The 19,537-nt window shown below is 73.7% G+C and carries 18 protein-coding genes; 12 read left to right on the forward strand and 6 right to left on the reverse strand.

The window, feature by feature from the left end:
- Positions 1-7 precede the first annotated feature (7 nt).
- Entirely contained in the window at positions 8-1,159 is a 1,152-nt protein-coding gene (locus K4G22_RS29210; protein ID WP_228083465.1) for a lactonase family protein, read from the reverse strand.
- Positions 1,160-1,275: 116 nt separating this feature from the next.
- Positions 1,276-1,896, reverse strand: a complete 621-nt coding sequence (locus K4G22_RS29215) for a TetR/AcrR family transcriptional regulator (protein WP_228083466.1) — start codon at positions 1,894-1,896, stop codon at positions 1,276-1,278.
- A gap of 324 nt (positions 1,897-2,220) precedes the next feature.
- On the opposite strand from K4G22_RS29215, the gene K4G22_RS29220 reads away from it, so the two are divergent.
- Positions 2,221-4,515 carry an exo-beta-d-1,3/1,6-glucosidase gene (locus K4G22_RS29220; RefSeq protein ID WP_228083467.1) on the forward strand — a complete coding sequence of 765 codons (2,295 nt, stop codon included), beginning with the start codon at positions 2,221-2,223 and terminating at the stop codon, positions 4,513-4,515.
- A 58-nt stretch (positions 4,516-4,573) separates the two neighbouring features.
- Here the strand turns inward: K4G22_RS29220 and K4G22_RS29225 are convergent, their stop codons facing one another.
- The 3 genes from K4G22_RS29225 to K4G22_RS29235 form a co-directional block, all read right to left on the reverse strand.
- Complete coding sequence (locus K4G22_RS29225; protein ID WP_228083468.1) at positions 4,574-5,518, reverse strand: quinone oxidoreductase family protein; 945 nt, start codon at positions 5,516-5,518, stop codon at positions 4,574-4,576.
- A gap of 200 nt (positions 5,519-5,718) precedes the next feature.
- Complete coding sequence (locus K4G22_RS29230; protein ID WP_228083469.1) at positions 5,719-6,390, reverse strand: response regulator; 672 nt, start codon at positions 6,388-6,390, stop codon at positions 5,719-5,721.
- A complete protein-coding gene (locus K4G22_RS29235) occupies positions 6,387-7,553 on the reverse strand; it encodes a sensor histidine kinase (RefSeq protein ID WP_228083470.1) in 1,167 nt (388 codons plus the stop codon). Before K4G22_RS29235 ends, K4G22_RS29230 begins: the two co-directional genes overlap by 4 nt.
- A gap of 130 nt (positions 7,554-7,683) precedes the next feature.
- Between K4G22_RS29235 and K4G22_RS29240 the strand changes: the two genes are divergently transcribed.
- The 9 genes from K4G22_RS29240 (at position 7,684) to K4G22_RS29280 (ending at position 17,061) form a co-directional block, all read left to right on the forward strand.
- Positions 7,684-8,157, forward strand: a complete 474-nt coding sequence (locus K4G22_RS29240; RefSeq protein WP_228083471.1) for a DUF4235 domain-containing protein — start codon at positions 7,684-7,686, stop codon at positions 8,155-8,157.
- A 65-nt stretch (positions 8,158-8,222) separates the two neighbouring features.
- Complete coding sequence (locus K4G22_RS29245; protein WP_228083472.1) at positions 8,223-9,029, forward strand: DeoR/GlpR family DNA-binding transcription regulator; 807 nt, start codon at positions 8,223-8,225, stop codon at positions 9,027-9,029.
- Between the two features lie 189 nt (positions 9,030-9,218).
- Positions 9,219-10,715, forward strand: coding sequence for an FGGY-family carbohydrate kinase (locus K4G22_RS29250; RefSeq protein ID WP_228083473.1), 1,497 nt, complete (start codon positions 9,219-9,221; stop codon positions 10,713-10,715).
- The gene (locus tag K4G22_RS29255) at positions 10,708-12,174 is read left to right on the forward strand and encodes an FGGY-family carbohydrate kinase (RefSeq protein WP_228083474.1); all 1,467 of its coding nucleotides are present in this window, start codon (positions 10,708-10,710) and stop codon (positions 12,172-12,174) included. The genes K4G22_RS29250 and K4G22_RS29255 overlap by 8 nt, the downstream gene beginning before the upstream one ends.
- A gap of 76 nt (positions 12,175-12,250) precedes the next feature.
- Positions 12,251-13,300, forward strand: coding sequence for a 2-hydroxyacid dehydrogenase (locus K4G22_RS29260; RefSeq protein WP_228083475.1), 1,050 nt, complete (start codon positions 12,251-12,253; stop codon positions 13,298-13,300).
- Positions 13,297-13,911, forward strand: coding sequence for a histidine phosphatase family protein (locus K4G22_RS29265; protein ID WP_228083476.1), 615 nt, complete (start codon positions 13,297-13,299; stop codon positions 13,909-13,911). Before K4G22_RS29260 ends, K4G22_RS29265 begins: the two co-directional genes overlap by 4 nt.
- A gap of 12 nt (positions 13,912-13,923) precedes the next feature.
- Positions 13,924-15,000, forward strand: coding sequence for a substrate-binding domain-containing protein (locus tag K4G22_RS29270; RefSeq protein WP_228083477.1), 1,077 nt, complete (start codon positions 13,924-13,926; stop codon positions 14,998-15,000).
- Positions 15,000-15,812, forward strand: coding sequence for an ATP-binding cassette domain-containing protein (locus K4G22_RS29275; RefSeq protein WP_228083478.1), 813 nt, complete (start codon positions 15,000-15,002; stop codon positions 15,810-15,812). The genes K4G22_RS29270 and K4G22_RS29275 overlap by 1 nt, the downstream gene beginning before the upstream one ends.
- Positions 15,805-17,061, forward strand: coding sequence for a sugar ABC transporter permease (locus K4G22_RS29280; RefSeq protein WP_228083479.1), 1,257 nt, complete (start codon positions 15,805-15,807; stop codon positions 17,059-17,061). Before K4G22_RS29275 ends, K4G22_RS29280 begins: the two co-directional genes overlap by 8 nt.
- A gap of 97 nt (positions 17,062-17,158) precedes the next feature.
- Here the strand turns inward: K4G22_RS29280 and K4G22_RS29285 are convergent, their stop codons facing one another.
- The gene (locus K4G22_RS29285; RefSeq protein WP_228083480.1) at positions 17,159-17,569 is read right to left on the reverse strand and encodes a cytidine deaminase family protein; all 411 of its coding nucleotides are present in this window, start codon (positions 17,567-17,569) and stop codon (positions 17,159-17,161) included.
- A 98-nt stretch (positions 17,570-17,667) separates the two neighbouring features.
- Here K4G22_RS29285 and K4G22_RS29290 point away from each other — a divergent pair, with 98 nt between their 5' ends.
- Both K4G22_RS29290 and K4G22_RS29295 read left to right on the forward strand, forming a co-directional pair.
- A complete protein-coding gene (locus tag K4G22_RS29290) occupies positions 17,668-18,507 on the forward strand; it encodes a maleylpyruvate isomerase family mycothiol-dependent enzyme (RefSeq protein WP_228083481.1) in 840 nt (279 codons plus the stop codon).
- Between the two features lie 44 nt (positions 18,508-18,551).
- The gene (locus K4G22_RS29295) at positions 18,552-19,529 is read left to right on the forward strand and encodes a CehA/McbA family metallohydrolase (RefSeq protein WP_228083482.1); all 978 of its coding nucleotides are present in this window, start codon (positions 18,552-18,554) and stop codon (positions 19,527-19,529) included.
- The last annotated feature ends 8 nt before the right edge of the window (positions 19,530-19,537 follow it).

Consider the following 19,537-nt stretch of genomic DNA (forward strand, 5'->3'; position numbering starts at 1 on the left):
CGCGCCGTTACGCGGTGACGGCCGGTAGGACGCACTCCACGCCGGGGAAGTCCAGCGCCGCGCCGGTGGGGGCCAGCGTGCCGTCGTCCGGGTCCCGGTCGAGGACCACGACGGCGCCGGTGCTCTGGTTGGCGACGTAGAGGTGGGACTCGTCCGCGTCCAGGGAGATATGACGCGGGGTCGCCCCGCCGCTGTCGAAGTGCCCCACCAGGCGCGGCTCCGCCTCGTCCTCGCCGTCGACCGCGAAGACGACGATGCTGTCGTGGCCCCGGTTGGAGGCGTAGACGAACCGGCCGTCGGAGGTGACCAGCACCTCGGCGGCCGAGTTGCCGTCGGGCGGTGTGCCGTCGGGGAGCAGCGGGACCACGGCGCCAGGGGTGAGCGCACCGGTGCCGGAGTCGTAGCCGCAGGCGGTCAGGGTGGAGTCCAACTCGCCCAGCACATAGGCCGTCACCCCGCCGGGATGGAAGGCCATATGCCGTGGCCCCGAGCCGGGGGGCAGCTTCGCCTCGTGCTCCTGGGCGAGTTGGCCGGCCTCGGCGTCGAAGGCGTAGACGAAGACCGAGTCGGTGCCCAGATCCACGGCGAAGAGCCGCTCGCCTCCCGGGTCCGGCAGCACCTGGTGCGCGTGCGGCCCCTCCTGGCGGTCCGGGCCGGGGCCGGACCCCTCGTGCCGCACCACCTGGGTGATCTCCCCCGGGGCGCCGTCCGGCGCCAGCGCGACCACGGTCACCGTGCCGTCGTTGTAGTTCGCCGAGAAGGCGTGGCCGCCCGCCGGATGGACGCTGACGTGGCAGGGGCCGTCGCCGAGCCCCGAGGTGCTGCCCAACTCGCCCTGGACGGCGCCGTCCGCGTCCAGCGCGAACGCCTCCAGCCGACCGCCGTCGTCCCCGTTGACGGAGTACAGCGCCTCGGCCGACGGCGAGACGGCGAGGAACGAGGAGCGGGTGCCGGGGACCAGCGCGTCCACGGACAGCGTTCCCGAGGTGGGGTCGGCGCTGGCCACGCCGATGTCGTATTGCACGGAACCGAGATAGAACCGGGTGGGGTTGGCCCTGGGCGTGGACGCCAGCGCGCCGGAGGCCACGAACGGCAGGCTTCCGGCGGCGGTGGCGAGAAGGGCCAGCGCGGTACGTCGGGTAACCGGTGGTGGGGGCATCGGTTTCCTCCTTCGAGTGACGGGTGGTTCCTGAGTTGCCAGGCTCAGCATCCTGGCAACCCCCGCCATCCGGAAGGGGGTTGGCGCCGAGGCCGAGAACCGGAACCGTGGCCGGCCTACGGCTCCAGCGCCGGGGCGAGCAGCAGCTCCAGAAGGTCGAGCGATTCCTCGATGTCGATGTCCGGGTTGAGCAACCACTGGATCTGTAGGCCGTCGGAGGCCGCGATCACCAGCGCGGCGGCGGCCTCCGGCGTGATGTCCCGGCGGATGTCGCCGCGCGACTGGTCGGCCGCCACCTGTTCGGCCAGCCGCAGCCTGAGCCGCTCGAAGCGGGCGGCGAAGAACTCCTTGGACTCCTCGTGGTCGTCCTCCAACGCGCCGGCCACCAGTGTGGAGTACAGCTGGACCAGCCCCGGGACCCCGCGGTTGCGGCGGGCCGCGTGGGTCATGACGCCGACCACCGAGCCGCCCGCCGGCTCCGGATCCTCCTCCGACGAGCGCTGTTCGGCGAACTTGTAGACCTCAAGCAGCAGTTGCTCCCGGGAGGCGAAGTAGTGCCGCAGCGCCGCATGGGAGACCCCGATGGCGTCACCGATCGCGCGCAGTGACGTCCGCTCCGCGCCGCGCTCGGTGAAGACCTCGATCGCCCGGGCCAGGATCTCCCGGCGACGTTCGATGCCCTTGGCGTAAGGGCCACGGCGAGGCGATCCGTTCGAGGTCCCTGGCGGCTCATCCATGGGGGCAGAGTAGTCCCGGAACCGGCAAAACCTCCATACGGAAGTTTTCAGTGCTAGCGTTCTTTGGGAGCGCTTCACCAGCCAGATTGCCTCACCAGCGAACCGGAGTCACCGTGCATCCTGCCCGACACACAACGCGAGGCGCTCGCCCGACGGGGCGTGGCCGAGGGCCGAAGCCGCTCGTGGCGAGGACGTGCCGTCCTCGCGGGGGCTGGCGGGGCGGATGCGGGGCGGGCGCTCCGCCCGGTGGCTGTATCCACCCGTCCGCGCGGTGAACCCGCGCGCCTGAGTGCCCCGTCTGCTTCGCCTTGGGAAAGGAATCTCGTGAACTCCCCTCTGCCCTACCTCGACCCCGCGCTGCCTGTCGCCGAGCGCGTCGCCGACCTCCTCGGCCGGATGACCCTGCCGGAGAAGGTCGGGCAGATGCTGCAGCTCAACGGCAAGGAGGGGGTGCGGGAGCATGTCGAGGAGATGCACGTCGGTTCGATCCTGCATGTCTCCCCCGAACGGGTGCTGGAAGCCGCCGATCTGGTGGGGCGCACCCGGCTGCGCATCCCGCTGCTGGTCGCCGAGGACTGCATTCACGGGCACTCCTTCTGGGAGGGCGCGACGATCTTCCCCACCCAGCTGGGGATGGCCGCCACCTGGGACCCGGCGCTGATCGAGCGGGCCGCCCGGGTCACCGCCGTGGAGGTCGCCGCGACCGGCATCCACTGGACGTTCTCGCCGGTGCTGTGCATCACCCGCGACCTGCGTTGGGGCCGGGTCAGCGAGACCTTCGGCGAGGACCCGTTCCTGATCGGCGAGTTCGCCTCCGCGATGGTCCGCGGCTACCAGGGCGAGGGGCTGACCGACCCCACCGCGATCCTGGCCTGCGCCAAGCACTTCGCCGGCTACTCCGAGACCCAGGGCGGGCGGGACGCCAGCGAGGCCGACCTCAGCCAGCGCAAGCTCCGCTCCTGGTTCCTGCCGCCCTTCGAGCGCGTCGCGCGCGAGGGCTGCCGCACCTTCATGCTCGGCTACCAGTCCATCGACGGGGTGCCGATCACCGTGAACGACTGGCTCCTCAACGACGTGCTGCGCGGCGAGTGGGACTACACGGGCACGCTGGTCACCGACTGGGACAACGTCGGCCGGATGGTCTGGGAGCAGCATGTCTACGCCGACCACACCCAGGCCGCCGCGGCGGCGGTGCGCGCCGGCAACGACATGGTGATGACCACGCCGCAGTTCTTCGACGGCGCCCAGCGTGCGGTGGCCGAGGGGCTCCTGGACGAGGCCGATCTCGACGCCGCCGTGGCCCGCATCCTCACCCTCAAGTTCGAGCTCGGCCTCTTCGAGAACCCGCGCCACCCCGAGCCGGGCCGCCAGGCCGAGGTCATCGGCATCGACGAGCACGCCGCCGTCAACCTCGACGTGGCCCGCCGTTCCCTGGTGCTGCTCCGCAACGACGGGGTCCTCCCGCTGGCCGGTGGGCTCACCGCGGACGAGACGGGCCGCGCGGCCACCCCGCCGGACGGCCGGCCGCGCACCGTGGCCGTGATCGGCCCCAACGCCGACGACCCGCACGCCCAACTCGGCGACTGGGCCGGCGCCTCGGGGCAGACCGACTGGCTGCCCGACGGCCACCCGCGCGGGATGATCCAGACCGTGCTGGACGGCTTCCGCGACCAGGCCCCGGCCGACTGGACCATCACCCACGCGCCAGGCGCCGAGATCCTCGACGTCGGCGCCGACCCGGAGGGCGCGTTCTTCCCCGACGGGCAGCCCCGCCCCGACGTGGTGATCCCGGCCGAGCCGGACGAGCGGCTGATCGCCGGGGCCGTCGCCGCCGCCGAGGCCGCCGACCACGTGGTGGCCGTCGTCGGCGACCGGATCGAGCTGATCGGCGAGGGCCGCTCCACGGCCACGCTGGAACTCGTCGGCGGCCAGGTCGCGTTGCTCGACGCCCTGGCCGCGACGGGCAAGCCGCTGGTCGTCGTGGTGATCAGTTCCAAGCCGCTGGTGCTGCCCGCCTCGGCGTTGGAGGCATCGGCGCTGATCTACGCCGCCAACCCCGGGATGCGCGGCGGTCGCGCGGTCGCCGAGCTGGCGCTCGGCCTGATCGAGCCCAGCGGCCGGCTGCCCGTCTCGTTCGCCCGGCACGTGGGCCAGCAGCCCACCTACTACAACCAGGTGCGCGGGCAGCACGGCACCCGCTACGCCGATCTGACGCAGAGCCCGGCGTTCGCGTTCGGTGAGGGCCTCAGCTACACCACCGTCGAGTACGACGATCTGGAGGTGCTGACGCCGGTTCTGGAGAGCGACGAAACGGTGCGCGCGCGGGTCACCGTCCGCAACGCCGGCGCCCGGCCGGTTCGGGAGACGGTCCAGCTCTATGTGAGCGACACCGTCACGTCGGTGACCTGGGCCGAGAAGGAGCTGAAGGGGTACCGCCAGGTGTCGCTCGCGCCCGGCGAGTCCACCGTGGTCCCCCTCGAACTCCCCGTCGCCGACTGCAGCCTGGTGGACGCGAGGGGCCGCCGCACCGTGGAGCCCGGAGCCTTCGAGCTGCTCGTCGGCCCGTCCTCCAGGGACGACGTCCTCCTCCGCGCCGGCTTCACCGTCAAGGACGCCTGACCGCCCGCGCCAGCCTGAGGGCCCCGTCCCCGGACCAACCCGCCCCGGGGACGGGGCCTCAGGCCGCCGTGCTGAGGGCGAGTTTGCCCAGATGGGTGCGGGTGGCCAGGGCACTGTGCGCCGCCGCGGCCTCGGCCAGCGGGTAGAGGCCGCCGGTCACCGGGCGGAGCGCGCCGGTGCGGACCGCGTGGAACAGCGCCTCGACGCCGGCGGACAACGCGGCGCGGTCCCCGTACAGATGGGGCAGCCAGAAGCCGGAGACGGTGATCGACTTCTCCATCAGCAGCCGGGTCGGCAGATCCGCCAGCTGCCCGCCGACATAGCCGTAGACCGCGACCCGACCCCGTGGCGCCAGCGCGCCCAGCGTCTGACGCAGCACCCGTCCGCCGGTCATCTCCAGGGCGACCCGGACCGGCCCGCCCGCCACCTCGACGACCCGCTCCGCGAGGTCGTCAGCTGTGGAGTCCACCGCGGCCTCCGCGCCCAGATCCAGGGCGAGTTGGCGCTTCTCCTCGGTGCTGGCGAGGGCCACCACGCGGGCCCCGGCCGCCCGCGCCAACTGCACCGCCATTGAACCGACCCCGCCGGCCGCCGCCGGGATCAGCACGCTCTCGCCGGGCTGCAACCTGGCCACGGTGAAGAGGAGGTGCCAGGCCGCCTGCCCCTGAAGCGCCAGCGGCAGCGCCTGGTCGTCGCTGATGTCGTCGGGGATCTCCCAGGACACCCGCCGGTGCGCGTGCGCCTGCTCCGCGTACCCGCCGCCCCGGGTGAGCGCGAGCAACCTGCGGCCGTCGGGTGCCCTGCCCACCACCTCGTTGCCGGGAACGCACGGCAGCGTCATCGGGGCGAGATAGGAGTCCGTTCTGGTGTGCACATCGGCCCAGTTGACGCCGGCCCTGGTCACCCTGAGCACCTCGTGCGCGACCCGTGGCTCCAGATCCGGCACCTCGGCCAGGCGCAAGACCTCCGGGCCACCGAACTTCTCCATCACGACGGCGCGCATCGCGCTCACCTTCCCAACGTTGCTTCTCGCCTGTTTCCTGGGGCCTTTCGGGGCAGCACGATAGGGCACCGTTGTCACGGTGGGTGGTCGGATGATTACGGAGAATGGGTTTCGGGGGTGCGGGGCGGCGGGGGAGCGCACGCCTCCGAGCGTGCGAATCGCACATAGAGCCGGGAGCGAGCGCCGGCGTCACCCCCTCGTCAACCGGCCGAGTCTGAGCGGTCGTCGACCAGCCCCGAGCGGTTGGCGATCACCGCCAGCTGGGTGCGGTCCCTGGCCTGTAGCTTCGCGATGATCCGGCTCACGTAGGTGCGGGCGGTGGCCGGGCTGATGTGCAGCGCGCGGCCGATCTCCGCGTTGGTCTCGCCGTGGCCGAGGCGGACGAGGACAGCGCGTTCGCGCGCGGTGAGCGAGGCGAGCGCCGGGGGCGGCTCGGGCGGCGGGGGGAGCCGGGCCAGCCGTTCCATGACCCGGCGGGTCACGGCGGGGGCGAGCAGGTTGTCGCCGGCCGCCACGATCCGCACGGCGCGGCGCAGGTCGGCCGCCGCGATGTCCTTCAGCAGATAGCCGGCCGCGCCGGCGGCCACCGCCGCCAGGATCTCCTCGTCCTCGTCGAACGTGGTCAACACCAGGACACGGCTGCGCTCCAGCAGGCCGGCGTCGCGCAGCGCGGCCGTCGCTGACGCCCCGTCGAGCACCGGCATCCGCAGGTCCATCAGCACCACGTCCGGGCGGAGCGCGCCCACCCGCGCCAGCGCGGCGCGGCCCTCGCCCGCCTCGCCCACCACCTGGATGTCCGCCTCGTGCTCCAGGAGGGCCCGCAGCCCGGCCCGCACCAGATCCTGGTCGTCCACGACCACCACCCGGATCATCGGGGCAGCCCCAGCGGAAGCAGCGCGAACACCACGAACCCCTCCGGCTCGGCGCGCGCCCGCAGCCAGCCGCCCAGCGCGCGCGCCCGCTCGGACATCCCGACGATCCCGTGCCCGTGCCCGGCCGGCGCCGCCCCGGCCGCCGCCCCGCCGTCGTCGGCGACGCGCAACGTCAGCCCCGCCTCCGTGATTCTGGCCGTCAACGTCAACATGCTCGCCGTGGCGGCGTGGCGCACCACATTGGTGACGGCCTCCTGGGCTATTCGATAGGCGGCCTCGTCGACCGCCGCCGGCAGCGGCCCGTCCACCGCGATGTCCAGCACCACGTCAAGACCCGCCGCCTCCGCCCCCGAGGTGAGCACCGCGACCCGGGAGAACGAGGGCGGCGCGGGCGCGGGCGCGCCGTGCGCGCGCAACAGCGCGACGGTGCGGCGCAGTTCGCGCAGGGTGCCCCCGGTGGTCTCCCGTATCGTGCCGAGCGCCGACACCGCCGCGCCCCGGTCCCGGTCCAGCGCCTCAAGGGCCACATCGCTGTGCAGCGATATCACCGCGACGCTGTGGCCCAGCGAGTCGTGCAGATCCCTGGCGATGGCCAGCCGGTCGGCGTGCGCCCGGTGCTCCGCCTCCTCGACCTGCCGCTGCGCCGTCAACTCCGCGATCCTGGCCTGCTGTTCCTGCGCGGCGCGCCGGCTGTGCACGCTGTCGCCGCAGGCGATGGCCGCCACCATCAGCGCCACATGCCCCACCAGGTCGTAGCCGACGACGAACGACGGATCCTGCCCCTCCAACAGCCGGAAGAACAACGAGATCGCGCTCATCGCGACCCCGGTGACCAGGGCGGCGCCCAACCGCCCAACGGCCGTCGCCGAGAACAGCGCCCCGGCCAGCGGAACCGCGAGGCCGATCGCCGGATAGCCCGCCGCGTAGTAGGCGCACATGCCGAGCGAGGTGGCCGCCAGCACGACCCGGGGATGGCTGCGGCGGGCCAGCATCAGCGCGCCGAGGCCGACCGCCCACACATAGGCGGTGGCGTCCGCCTGTTGACGCCCGCCCTGCTCCGCCGAGATCACCAACGACACCACGGCGGCGACCCCCACGCCCCAGAGCAGGTCGGCTCCCCAGGGCGGCGGCGCGGCCCACGGGCGGTTTCGGCGGTACGGCATGGCGGCATGCTAGAACGCGGCACTGACAACGGGGATCGACACCCGGCGACCGGAGATGTCGCCGCTCGACGTAGCGGCCGACGCCCGGCGGCGGACGCGCCCCTCCGGCGGCCCCGCCTAGCGTGCGACCATGTTCAACCAGTTCACCCAATCCTCCCCCGGGGCGCGCCGGACGATCGGCCTCTCCCCGCTGGCCGTGCTCGCCCTGGCGCTGCTGGCCACCCCGCGCGTGGTCCTGCACGACCTCGACATCCTGGACGAGGGCACCGCGCTCAACGCGCTGTTGGTCTTCCTCCCGCCGGCCGTCTGGATCGCGGTGGTGCTGATCGCCCGGGTGCGCGCCCCGCTGATGACCCTGCTCGCCGTCGGCGCCACCTACGGGGTGTTGCTGGCGCTGGGGCACCAACTGCTCTGGAACAGCGCCTTCGACGACGGACCGCCACGCCTGGGCGGCAATCTGAGCGACCTCGACCCCGGGCTCCAGACCGTGATCCTGCGGGTGTTCGCCGTCATCAGCGGTGTGTTCACCGGGGTGGTCGTCGGGGCCATCAGCGGCGCCGTCGCGACCGCGCTCGCCCGGCTCACCGGCCGGGACCGCGACTGAACGGGGCGGCGCCAGCGCGCGCCGCGGCCCGCCGGCCGCCCGCGGCGGCGTGCGATGCTGGGGGCGTGGTCAGTGATCCCCTCACCGCCGACGGCGCGCGGCGCAATCCCGAGTTGCGCCGGGTGGCCATGCGGCGGCAGGTCGCCGAGGCGGGGTTCGTGCGGGTGGACGTGCTGGCCAGGGAGTACGGCGTCAGCATCATGACGGTCCACCGGGATCTGGACGAGCTGGAGAAGCGCGGCTTCCTGCACAAGGTGCGCGGCGGCGCGACCAGCGCGCCGACCACCACCTTCCACGGCGATCTGGAACACCGGATGCAGGCGCAGGTGGAGGCCAAGTCGGCCATCGCGCGCGAGGTGCTCGCCACCGAGGTGGAGCCCGGGCAGGTGGTCGCGCTGGACGACAGCACCACCTCGCTGATGCTGGCGCGGCTGTTGCCGCAGCGCGCCCCGCTGACGGTGGTCACCCACTTCCTGCCGGTGATCCGGGCGTTGGCCGCCCAGCCGGGCATCGAGCTGATCGGCCTGGGCGGTCGCTATGACGCCTCCTACGACTCGTTCCTCGGCCGGGCCACCGCCGAGGCCGCCGCCGAGCTGCGGCCCGACGTGCTGTTCCTCTCCACGACGGCGGTGGCCGACGGGTTCTGCTACCTCCAGTCGCTTGGCACGATGATCACCCGGCGCGCGCTGATCGCCTCGGCCGCGCGGACCGTCGCGCTGATCGACCACACCAAGTTCGACCGCAGGGCGCAGCACCGCCTGGTGGGCATAGCCGACCTCGACCGGGTGGTGGTGGACGAGCGCACACCCGACCTGACGGTCCGTGGGCTGCGGGCGCGCGGCGCCCGGGTCGATGTGGTGCGCGGCACCTGAGACTGCGAAGTCATGTGAAGTTAATCCGGTTGGCCGATCGGACCAACGTGGTCAACACCCGTACCCACCTGCGGATTCGCGGATCTCGTCGCGCCACGCGATCAAGATCAATGTTAAAAGTTGCGAAATTCTGGAGCCCCTGCCTGTAATACGCCTCACTTCGGGCGAGGCCAGGAAGGGGCGCGGCAGGTGACTGTGGACGGACCGATCGCGGTGTGCGTGGACGCCGGCACCACCGTGATCAAGGCGGTGGTGTTCGACGCCGACGGACGGGAACTCGCGGTGACCAGAAGGGACACCGCGGTGCACCATCCCCGGCGGACCCTGGCCGAGCAGGACATGGACGAGGTCTGGCGGGCGGTCGTCGGGACCGTGCGCGACGCGGTCCGTCAGGTGGCACGGCCGGTGCGGTTTCTGGCCCTCACCGCCCAGGGCGACGGAGCCTGGCTGGTCGACGACGCCCACCGCCCGGTGCGCCCCGCCGTCCTCTGGAACGACGGCCGCGCCGCCGACGTGGTGCGCGACTGGGGCGCGGACGGCACCCTGGAGTCGGCCTTCCGGATCAACGCCTCGCTCACCAACGCCGGCCTCCCCAACGCGATCCTGCGGGCGCTCGACGCCGAGGAGCCGGCGGCGCTCGACCGCGCGCACGCCGTGTTGACCTGCGGCGGCTGGCTGTTCCTGCGGCTCACCGGGGTGCTGGGCATCGAGGCGTCCGAGGCGTCGGCGCCCTGGCTGGACCTCCGCACCCGCGCCTACTCGGACGAGCTGCTCGACCAGTACGGGCTGACCCACCGCCGGGGCCTGCTCCCGCCGTTGCTCACCGGCGACGAGCGCACCGCCGCGGTCACGGCCGAGGCCGCCGAGCTGCTCGGCGTCCCCGCCGGCACCCCCGTGGTGCTCGCCCCCTACGACATCGTCTCCACGGCGCTGGGCACCGGCACCACCACGCCCGGGCAGGCCACCTGCGTGCTGGGCACCACGCTCTGCACCGAGACGATGATCGACGCTCCCGACCCGGACGGCGAACCCTCGGGCCTCACCCTGGACTTCGGGATGCCCGGGCTGCTGATGCGCGCCTACCCGACCCTGGCCGGCACCGGCGTACTGGACTGGCTGGTCGAGTTGCTGGGCCTGGCCGACCACACCGAACTGTCCGCGCTGGCCTCGCGGGTCGCACCCGGCGCGGAGGGGCTGCGGGTGCTGCCCTATCTCTCCCCGGCGGGCGAGCGAGCACCGTTTCTGGACCCGGCGGCCAGTGGACTGGTCACCGGCATGGCCTTCGCGCATGGCAGGGAACATCTGGCCCGCGCCGTGCTGGAGGGCCTTGCCCATGTGATCAGGGACTGTCTTGAGGCCGCGCCGCACCGGCCCCTCGAACTGGGCCTGTGCGGGGGCGGGGCCGCCAGTGAGCTGTGGTGCCAACTGATCGCCGACGTCACGGGAGTTCCCACGGTGCGCACCGAGGACACCCAGGTCGGGGCGAAGGGCGCGCTGCTCTTCGCGCTGACGCTGCTCGGCGACCACCCCGACCTCACCACGGCGGCCGACGCGCTGGTCCGCACCCGAAGGCGCTTCGAACCCGATCCGGCGACCCGCGCCCTGCACGACCGCGAGCACGCCGAGTTCCTGGCCACCAGGGAACTGGCCGCCACCCGCTGGAGCGATTGGCGCACCCATGGCTGAGCCCCTGTGGATCGGCGTCGACCTGGGCACGCAGAGCGTGCGGGCGCTGGCCGTCGACGGCGAGGGACGCCAGGTCGCCGCCGCCTCCCGGCCGTTGACCGGACGGCGCGACGGGCCGCGCCACGAGCAGGACCCCGCCGCCTGGTGGCGGCTGACCGCCGAGGCACTGGCCGAGCTGACCGCCGCCCTGGCGGGCCGGCCCGTCGGCGCGCTCGCCGTCTGCGCCACCTCGGGCACCGTGCTGCTCACCGACGCCGACGGCACCCCCCGCACCCCGGGGATGATGTACGACGACACCCGCGCCGGGGCGCTGGCCGCCGAGGCCCAGGAGGCCGGCGCCGTCCTGTGGTCGCGCCTCGGCTATCGGATGCAGCCGGCGTGGGCGCTGCCCAAGCTGCTCTGGTGGCGCGAGACGGGCCAGCTGACCGGGGGCGCGCGGCTGGCGCACCAGCCGGACGTGATCGCCGCCCGGCTCGTCGGCCATCCCGTCGCCAGCGACTCCAGCCACGCGCTGAAGACCGGCTACGACCTGATCGCCGGCGGCTGGCCGGCGGCGATCCTGGACGCGCTGCGCCTCGATCCGGCGACGCTGCCGGCGGTGGTCCGTCCCGGGAGCACGCTCGGCACCGTCGCCGCCGAGGCCGCCGAGATCACCGGGCTCCCGGTCGGCACCCCCGTGATCGCCGGCATGACGGACGGCTGCGCGGCCCAACTCGCCGCCGGCGCACTGGACATCGGGCAGTGGAACGCGGTCCTCGGCACCACCCTGGCGTTCAAGGGCGTCAGCGCGGCGCTGCCCCACGACCCGACGGGCGCCGTCTACTCGCACCGGGCGCCGCACGGCGATCTGTGGCTGCCAGGCGGCGCCTCCAGCACCGGCGCCGGCGCGGTGCGCGCGCTCTTCCCCGACGCCGACCTGGCCGCGCTGACCAGCGAGGCCGCCCGCGTGACGAAGGTGCCCGTCTGCTACCCGCTGGTCGGCGAGGGCGAACGCTTCCCCTTCGTGTTGCCGACCGCGCGCGGCTTCCTGGGGGACGGGCCGCTGGCGGCCGACGGGGACGCCGCCACCGTGTTCGCCGCCGTCTGCACCGGGGTCGCCCATGTCGAGCGGCTCTCGTTCGCGCTGCTCGCGCAGGCGGGGGCCGACGTGGGCGGACCGGTCGCCTTCACCGGCGGGGGGGCCCGCAACGACTGGTGGAACCAGCTGCGGTGCGACATGCTCGGCGTCCCCGTCTGGCTCCCGGACAACCCCGAGCCGGCGCTCGGCATGGCGGTGCTCGCCGCCGGTGCCGTCTCCGGCGACATCCCGCTCGCCGCCCGACGCCTGGTGCGGGTGCGCCGCACCCTGCAACCCGACCCCGATCGCACCGCCGCGCTGCTGCCGGGCTACCACGCCTTCGTGGACGCCCTCGCCGCCCGAGGTTGGCTCGATCCGCGACTCGCCGAGCACCCGGGCTGACCCTCGGGGCAGAGGCAGAGCACCGGAGCCCCCGGAGAAGCAGACAGCCGTCCGCAGGAAAGGAAACAGACCGACCGTGAACCAACCGATCCCCGCACTCGTCGCCGGCGACGACTTCGTGCTCAACCGGCTGCTGGTCGAGGCGCTGCACGCGGAGGGCGGCGCCTCGGCCTGGCGGGTGCGCGAGCTGGAACTCCCGTGGCCGCACGTGCCGTTCGGCCCGGTGGCCGAGGTCAACGAGGCGTCGGGCTCCGAGGAGGAGATGATCGAGGCGCTCGCCGGGGCACGGGTCTGCCTGACCCAGATGGGGCCGCTCACCGAGCGGGTCCTCGCCGCCAGCCCCGATCTCGAACTGTTCGCCGTCTCCAGGGGCGGCCCCGTGAACGCCGATCTGGCCGCCGCCACCCGGCACGGCGTGCGGGTCACCTACGCCCCCGGGCGGAACGCCGAGTCGACCGCCGAGCACACCCTGGCGCTGATGCTGGCCGCGATGCGCCGCGTCCCCGAGGCGCACGACAGCATGCGCGCCGGCCGTTGGGACAGCGGGCTCTACGCCTACCAGGCCACCGGGTTGGAGATCTCCGGGAGCACCGTCGGCCTGGTCGGGGGCGGTGCCATCGGCGCCCGGGTCGCCAGGGCGCTGGTCGCGCTCGGCGCCGAGGTGCTGATCGCCGACCCCTACGCCGACCCGGCGACCCTGCCCGACGGCACCAGGGCGGTGCCCCTGGACGAGCTCCTCGCCGCCTCGCACGTGGTGTCGCTGCACGCCCGACTCACCGAGGAGACCAGGGGGTTGATCGGCGCCGCCGAACTGGCCGCGATGCCGAGGGGCTCGGTGCTGGTCAACTGCGCCAGGGGCGCGCTGCTCGACTACACCGCGCTGGCCGAAGCACTCGCCGAGGGGCAGCTCTTCGCCGCCGGGCTCGACGTCTACGACGACGAACCCCTCGCCGCCGACCACCCGTTGCGCCGCGCCTCGAACGTGGTGCTCACCCCGCATCTGGCCGGCGCCAGCCGGGCGGTCGCCCGGCGCGCCGCGCGCCTGGTCGCGGCCGAGGCCGGGCGCTGGCTGCGCGGCGAGCCGCCGCTGAACTGCGCCAACCCGGCCGTGCTGGCGGCGTCATGAGGGGCCGGCTGCTGCTCGCCCGCCACGCCGAGACGGTCTGGCACCACGAGAACCGCTACGCCGGCTCGCGCAGCGACCCCGACCTCACCGAACGCGGGCTGCGGCAGGTCGAGACGCTGGCCTCGGGGGCGAAGGCCGCCGGTGTGGACGCCGTGGTGAGCTCGGCGTTGCGCCGCGCGGTCCGCACCGCCGAGCCGGCCGCCCTGGCGGTCGGCGTCGAGCTCCAGCGGGTACCAGAACTGCGGGAGGTGGACTTCGGCGAACTGGAGGGACGTACCAGGGCCGAGGCCGATCCCGAACGCGTGCGCCGGTTCCTCGACGATCCGGCCGCGCATCCGTTCCCCGGGGCCGAACCGCCGGCCGAGGCCGCGGCGCGGGTCAGTGCCGCGCTGCGCTCGATCGCCGAACGGCACCCGGAGAGCACCGTGTTGGTCGTGGCGCACAGCACCGGGCTCCGCCTGGCGCTCTGCGCCCTGCTGGGCCTGCCGGTCGCCGAGTACCGGCGGATCTTCCCCCGCCTCGACAACGTCGCGGTCACCGAACTCCGGCTGCCCGACGACGCGTCCAGGCCCGCCTCCCTGCTGTCGCTCAACCGCATACTGCTGGCCTGAAAGGAAAGCACCGTGAGCCGACGATTCCTCGCCCTCTCCCTCACCGCCGTCTTCGCCGTGACCACGGCGACCGCCTGCTCGTCCGAGTCGGAGGAGGGCGGTGGCGGTGGTGGCGGCGACAACGCCAAGATCGCGTTCCTGATGCCCGACATCGCCTCGCCCCGCTACGAGATGTACGACGCCCCGCTGTTCGAGGCGAAGATCCAGGAACTCTGCGCGGGCTGCGACGTCATCTACCAGAACGCCAACGCCGACGCCTCCCGTCAGCAGGAACAGGCCAACTCGGCGCTGGCGCAGGGCGCCGACGTGATCGTGATCGACCCGGTCGACTCCGACGCGGCGGCCAGCGTCGTCAACGCCTCCCGTTCCCAGGGCGTGCCGGTGATCGCCTACGACCGGCCGATCTCCAGCACCCCGGCGGACTACTACATATCCTTCGACAACGAGGCGATCGGCGAGTCCATCGGCCAGTCGCTGGTCGACCACCTCGACGAGACGGGCGCCGATGGCGGCCTGCTCCAGGTCAACGGCTCCCCGACGGACGCCGCCGCCGGCCTGATCAAGCAGGGCATCCACAACGCGATCGACGCCAGCGGCTACGAACTCCTCGCCGAGTTCGACACCCCCGGCTGGCAGCCGGCGGACGCGCAGGACTGGGTGGCCGGCCAGATCAACAGGTTCGACGACGCGATAGCCGGCGTGGTCGCGGCCAATGACGGCACGGGGGGCGCGTCCATCGCCGCCTTCCAGGCCGCCGGCGCGACGATCCCGCCGGTCACGGGCAACGACTTCGAGGTCGCCGCCGCCCAACGCATCGTCGCCGGCTACCAGTACAACACCATCTCCAAGCCCATCAAGATCGTCGCCGAGGCGGCGGCCGAGGTGGCCTGGCAGTTCGTCCAGGGCGAGACCCCCGAGGGGGAGGTCGAGCTGTTCGACACCCCCTCCCAGCTCTTCGAACCCACCGTGGTCACTCTGGAGAACCTGCCCGAGGTGCTCGCCGAGTCCGACCAGATGGACGCCTCCGAGGTGTGCACCCCCGAGTACGCGGATGCCTGCACCGAGGCCGGCATCGTCTGGGAGGAGTGATGACGGCCCAGGCCACAGACGAAGCGGCGGCGACGGCCACCCGGCCGATCCTGGCGCTACGCGGCATCGCCAAGAACTTCGGCGCGGTCGCCGCGCTCACCGAGGTGGATCTCGAGGTCTCCGCCGGCGAGGTCGTCGCCGTGGTCGGCGACAACGGCGCGGGCAAGTCCACCCTGGTCAAGGTGCTCGCCGGCGTACACCGCGCGGACAGCGGGTCGATCGCCTTCGGCGAGCGCCAGGTGACCATCACCAGCCCGGCCGACGCACACGACCTCGGCATCGCGACCGTCTTCCAGGACCTCGCGCTCTGCGAGAACCTCAACGTCGTCCAGAACCTCTTCCTCGGCCGGGAGTTGCGCCGGGGCCGGCTGGACGAGGTCACCATGGAGATCAGGTCCTGGGAGCTGCTGCGGCAGCTGTCCGCCAAGATCCCCACGGTCCGCGTCCCGGTCGCCTCGCTCTCCGGCGGGCAGCGGCAGACCGTGGCCATCGCCCGCTCGCTGCTCGGCGACCCCAAGGTGATCGTCCTTGACGAGCCGACCGCCGCGCTGGGCGTGGCCCAGACCGCCGAGGTGCTCAACCTGATCGAACGCCTCCGCGAGCGCGGCCTCGGCGTGATCATGATCAGCCACAACATGGAGGACGTCCGCGCCGTCGCCGACCGGGTCGCCGTGCTGCGCCTCGGCCGCAACAACGGGGTCTTCGACGCCGCGACCGCCTCGTCCGAGGAGATCGTCGCGGCCATGATCGGGGCGAGCGACAACGTGGTGTCCCGCCGCAGAAACCGAAAGGAGCGACCGGGCGATGAGTGACGTCAAGGCCGCCCAGGCGGCGGCGCCGCTCGACCTGTTGGACGAACGGCTGCGCAAGGGCGAGGGCATCAAGCCGGTGCTGAGGGGCGTCTGGGACCGGATACGCTCCGGCGATCTCGGCGCGCTGCCGATCGTCCTGGGCCTGGTGGTGATCGCCGTCGTCTTCCAGTCCCTGAACTCCGTCTTCCTCTCCAGCGCCAACCTGGTGAACCTGCTGATGGAGAGCGCCTCGGTCGGCATCATCGCGCTGGGCGTGGTGTGTGTGCTGCTGGTGGGGCAGATCGACCTCTCGGTCGGCTCGGTCAGCGGGCTGGCCGCCGCGCTCACCGCCGTCACCTTCGTCCGGGAGGGCTGGCCGCTGCCGCTCTCGATGGCGGCGGCGATCGGCGCCGGCGCGGTGATCGGCTGGCTCTACGCGCAGATGGTCACCCGGCTCGGTGTGCCCAGCTTCGTCGCCACCCTGGCGGGGCTGCTCAGCTTCCTCGGGCTCCAGCTCTGGCTGCTCGGCGACACCGGGGCGATCAACCTGCCGTTCGACTCCGATCTGGTGCACTTCGCGCAACTCGCCTTCGTACCCGAGTGGTTGTCCTACGCGCTGGTGGTGCTGGCCGCCGGCTGGCTCTTCGCCACCGGCCACGGCCTGGCCAGGACCCGCCGCGCCGCCGGCCTCTCCGCCCGCTCCACCACGCTGCTGGTGGCGCGCAGTGCGAGCGTGCTGGTCGGGCTCGGCTTCGCCGTCTGGTATCTCAACCGGGCGCGCGGCGTCGGCTGGCTCTTCGTCAGCTTTGTCGTCCTCGTGCTGGTGCTCAACTACGCGCTCACCCGCACCTCCTGGGGCCGTTCCGTGTTCGCGGTCGGCGGCAACGCGGAGGCCGCCCGCCGGGCCGGCATCAACGTGCGGCGCGTCTACACCTCGGTGTTCGTGCTCTGCTCCTCGTTGGCCGCGCTCGGCGGCATGGTGGCCGCCGCCCGCCTGGCGGCGGCCAACCAGTCAAGTGGCGGCGGCGATATCAACCTCAACGCGATCGCCGCGGCGGTGATCGGCGGCACCAGCCTCTTCGGCGGCCGGGGCAGCGCCTTCGCCGCGCTGCTGGGCATCCTGGTGATCCAGTCGATCTCCAACGGGCTGACCCTGCTGGATCTGGACTCGTCCTTCCGCTTCATCATCACCGGCCTGGTCCTGGCGGTGGCGGTGATGCTCGACTCGGTGGCCCGCCGCTCCCGCGTCGCCCACGGCCGCGCCGCGTAGCCGCGCCGCTGGGGCCACGCCGCCCATCGCCGCCGACGCCCGTCCGGGCGTCGGCGGCGAAGAGGCGTGCGGCAGCACGGCGTCGGCCGGCTGTGGCTCAGTCGAGCGGCGCGGGCCAGGCGTGGGCGGGCAGCAGCTCCCGCAGCGGGGCCGACTCCCGGCGGCCGAGCACGACCTCGGTGTCCAGGTTGCCCGGGTCGATCTGGCGCAGGAACTCCCGGCAGCGCCCGCAGGGCGGTAGGACATGGAGCGGCCCCCCTTCGTCGCGCCACACCGCCACCACCTTGGCGATCCGGTACTCGCGCGCGGTGACCATCGCGGCGATGGCGGCCAGTTCGGCACAGAAGCCCGTGCCCGAACCGGTGTCGACGCAGACCCCGGTGTACACACTCCCCGCCTCGGTCACCAGCGCGGCGCCGACGTCGCCGAAGAGCCTCCCCTCGACCGTATGGCGGGACAGGACCGCCTCGGCGGCGGCGATCAGTTCATCGTGCGATGTGCTGGGCATCCCGCGAGGGTAGGGCCGGCCGGCGGCCGAGGGCCAGCCAATTGTCGAGGGCCGTAATTCGGCTGCCCGCGCCGCCGGGCGGCTGGCAGGCTGCCGCCATGGACGACCCGACCTGGCTGGGCCCGCCCATCGACGCCCGCCCCCTGCTGGCGCCCGAACTGGCCGAGCTCTGCCGCATGTTGCGCGCGCTGCCGGCTACCGCGTGGCGGGCACCCGCGGTGCCGGGGTGGACGGTGCGGGACCTCGCCGCGCATCTGCTCGGCGATCTCCATGGCCGCCTGGGGCACGGCCTTCGGGGGCAGCCGCTGGACCGTGTCCGGGCACCGGGCGAGACGCTGGAAGCCTGGATCCACCGGGGCAACCAGGAGTGGATCGACGCGCACGCCGACCTCACCCCACCCGCGCTGGTCGACGCCCTGGAGCGGGCCGCGCCCCAGGTCGTCGCCCGGTTCCGGCGGGCGGACCCGCACGCGCCGGCCGTCGCCGTCTCCTGGGCGGGCGCCGATCCGGCGCCCGCCTGGCTGGACTGCGCCAGGGAGCTCACCGAGTACTGGATCCACCGGCAGCAGATCCGGCACGCCGTCGGACAGCGGACCGATCCGGAACCGACCGTCGCCGCCGTCGTGTTGGACACCCTGCTGCGCGCGCTGCCGCACACCCTCCGCACCCACCGGCCGGGCGCCGGCCGCACCCAGCTGAGCGTGCGGGTCCCCGGCCCCGCCGGCGGGGTGTGGACCGTGACCGCCACCGACCGGGGCTGGTCCCTCGCGCTCCCACCCGCCGGCCCGCCGACGGCCACGGTGGAGTGGGAGGCGGAGATCGCCTGGCGGCTCTGCGCCCGGTCCATCGACCCGGCCACGGCCCTCGCCCACGCCCGCGTCACGGGCGAGCGCGGGCTCGCCGAGGCAGCGGCCCTGATCGTCTCCATCGTCCACTGAGCCCACCCGGGGAACGCGCGGCGGACCGGGCCCGTTTCCCCGACATGACGGAGACGAGCGCGGGGCCCGGCTGGTATCGCGGCGACTGCCACGTCCACTCGGTGTACTCGGACGGCGCGTTGACGCCCGAGCGGCTCGCCGCCGACGCCCGCGCCCTGGGGCTCGACTTCCTCGCGACCACCGAGCACAACACCGCCGAGGCGCACGCCCCCTGGGCCCGGCTCGCCGCCGAGGACCTGCTGGTGGTCCTCGGCGAGGAGGTCACCACGGACGACGGCCACTGGCTGGCGCTCGGCCTCCCGCAGGGCCGGCTGATCGACTGGCGGCACGGCGTCGCGGACGGGACGCTCGCCCGCCGGCTGCGGGAGGTCACCGACGCCGGCGGGCTGGCCGTGGCCGCCCACCCGCACGCGCCCTACCCCACCGGCACCCTGCGCTTCCCGCTCCAGGCGTTCGACGCGGTCGAGGTGTGGAACGGGCTGTGGTCATCCGACCGCCCGTGGAACGCCGACAACGAGGCGGCGCTCGCCGACTGGACGCGCGCCCTCGCCGAGGAGGTGCCCAGGGGGCGGTGGCGGCCGGCGATCGGCAGCAGCGACACGCACCTGGTGGACCAGCTCGGCATCCCCCACACCGTGGTGCGGGCCGGGGAGCTGACCGTCGAGGCGATCCTCGCCGGCCTGCGGGCGGGCCACAGCTGGATCGCCGGATCCACCTCGGTCGAGCTGACGTTCACGGCCGGCGCCGCCGGTCGCCGCGCCGACATCGGCGAACGGCTGGTCGTCGGGGCGGGTCATGTCACCGCGCGCGCCGAGGTGCGCGGCGTGCCCGCCGGCACGGTCGGCTTCCACACCGCGCTCGGCGAGGCGCACCGCGCGGCGCTGCCGGCGACGGGCGCCGGCGCGGTGACGGCCCGGATCCCGCCGGACGGCGCGGAGTTCGTCCGCGTCGAGGTGCGCCATCCCTCGGGGGCGATGGCCGCGCTCGGCAACCCGATCGCGCTGGCGCCGACGGCCGGGTGAGAGGGGGT

Source organism: Streptomyces profundus (assembly GCF_020740535.1).
In the GTDB taxonomy this organism is placed as follows: domain Bacteria; phylum Actinomycetota; class Actinomycetes; order Streptomycetales; family Streptomycetaceae; genus Streptomyces; species Streptomyces profundus.